The sequence below is a fragment of the Dietzia sp. B44 genome (assembly GCF_014145245.1).
Lineage (GTDB): Bacteria > Actinomycetota > Actinomycetes > Mycobacteriales > Mycobacteriaceae > Dietzia > Dietzia natronolimnaea.
The window spans coordinates 14638-16524 of the sequence record NZ_JAALEF010000507.1; the positions used below are offsets into that span (position 1 = coordinate 14638).

Below are 1887 nucleotides of genomic sequence, written 5' to 3' on the forward strand. Positions count from 1 at the left end.
ATCTCGGAGATGGCGGTCAGGAGCTGCTCGCGGAAGGCGTCGGGCACGGGGATGTAGCCCTCGTCCTCGAGCTGTGCCTGGACGTCCTCGGCCACCGCGATGTTGAGGAACGACCGGACGGCCGCGGCGGTCTCCGGATCCGCGTACGAGGAGCAGACGATCTCGTAGGTGGGGAGGATGATGGGGTAGGCGCCGGCGGCCTCGGGGACGTAGAACGACGAGGTGTCGATGACGAGGTCGTTGGTGCCCTCGTTCAGGAGCCGCGCCGAGTCGATGGTCACACCCGAGGTCTCGGCGTTGAGCTCGACGCCCTCCGGGTCCGCCGGGGTGATGACCTTGACCATCGAGAGGTCCTGGTTCTTCGCGTACGACCACTCGGTGTACGTGATGGTCCCCGGGGTCTGCCCGATGGCACCCGAGACGCCCTCGTTGCCGCGGGCGCCCTCGCCGACACCACCGGTGAAGGTCTTGCCGGCGCCCTGCGTCCACGCACCCTCCGACGCCGCCTCCAGGTACTTCTGGAAGTTGTCGGTCGTGCCGGACTCGTCCGACCGGAAGATCACGGTGATGGGCTCGTCCGGGAGGTCCGTGCCCTCGTTCTCCTCGGCGATCGCCGGGTCGTTCCACGTGGTGATCTCACCGTTGAAGATCTTGGCGAGGGTGGGGCCGGAGAGCTTCAGCTCGACGCCGTCGAGGTTGTAGGCCACGGCGATCGGGCCGAAGACGGCGGGGATGTGCCACGCCTCGGAGTCGCACCGCTCCTCGGCCGCCGCGTAGTCGGCATCCTTGAGCGGGGAATCGGATCCACCGAAGTCCGTGATCCCGCCGGTGAACTCGCTCACGCCGGCGCCGGAGCCGTTGGAGTTGTAGTTCAGCGTCTGACCCTCGCAGCTCATGGCGTAGGAGTTGGCGAAGATCGTCATGGCGTTGTTCTGGGCGGAGGAGCCCGACGCGGTCAGGGTCTCCTTGCCCGCGCATTCCGCGTCGGAGACACTCTGCGCCGCGGTGTCACCGCTTCCGGTGTTGTCATCCGAGCAGGCGGCGAGCCCGACCGCCGTGAGGGCGGTGAGGCCGAGAAGAGCACCGGTGCGCTTGAGGTTCACTGAATCTCCTTGGTTCGTCCGGCGGATAGCCCCCCGAACACGTCTTTGGCGACTGCAACACAAAGCCGGGCCGATACCGAGACCCGACGAGCACAGAACCTAAGGGTCCGATATGAACGGTCTCGCCGGTCGAGATGAACGAGAGATGAACTCAGTGGATGCGTCACGGTTAAGACCTCTCGGGGGATTCGTACGGCGCCCCCACCTGGGGTGATCGCCGACCTCCGAGGTCCCGGACGGGGGTCTCACGCCGAGGCGTAGGTCACATCGCGGTGCTCGACGGTGAATCCGAGCTTCTCGTAGGTCCGGATGGCCGCCGCGTTGTCACCCTCCACGTAGAGGACGACCGACTCCGCGCCCACCGGACCCTCCAGGTGCGCTACCCCCAGCGAGGTGAGCAGCCCTCCGAGCCCGCGCCCCTGGTCGGACGGGTCGACCGCCACGACGTAGACCTCGCCCTCCACGGGGGAACCGGGCTCGCTCACCGTCTTGGTCCAGTGGAAGCCCGCGAGCCGGGGCACCGGACCCGTGGTGTCGACGGCCAGGAAGATCGCCCCGGGGTCCACCCACTCCACAGCCAGTCGCTCATCGAGCTGGGCGCGGGTCCATCCGCCCTGCTCCGGGTGCCACGAGAACGCGGCGTTGTTGACGCGGAGGAACTCCTCGCGGGCGTCCAGTCCGGGCCATCGGGTGCCGCCCTCCGAGGCCGCCTCGGCGAGTGTGCCCGTCTCGATCCCCGCAGCGGGCCGCGTGGCGGGTGACGCGGAGCCCGCGGGGGCGCGCC

At 68.6% G+C, this 1887-nt stretch carries 2 protein-coding genes; both read right to left on the bottom strand.

Annotated elements, in window-relative coordinates; translation table 11 throughout:
• The coding region (gene pstS / locus G6017_RS15265; protein WP_182618106.1) for a phosphate ABC transporter substrate-binding protein PstS at positions 1-1103 on the bottom strand (1103 nt) is incomplete at its 3' end.
• 245 nt (positions 1104-1348) lie between these two features.
• Positions 1349-1887 (bottom strand): mycothiol synthase (gene mshD, locus G6017_RS15270; protein ID WP_182618108.1); only part of this gene is annotated, 539 nt, incomplete at its 5' end.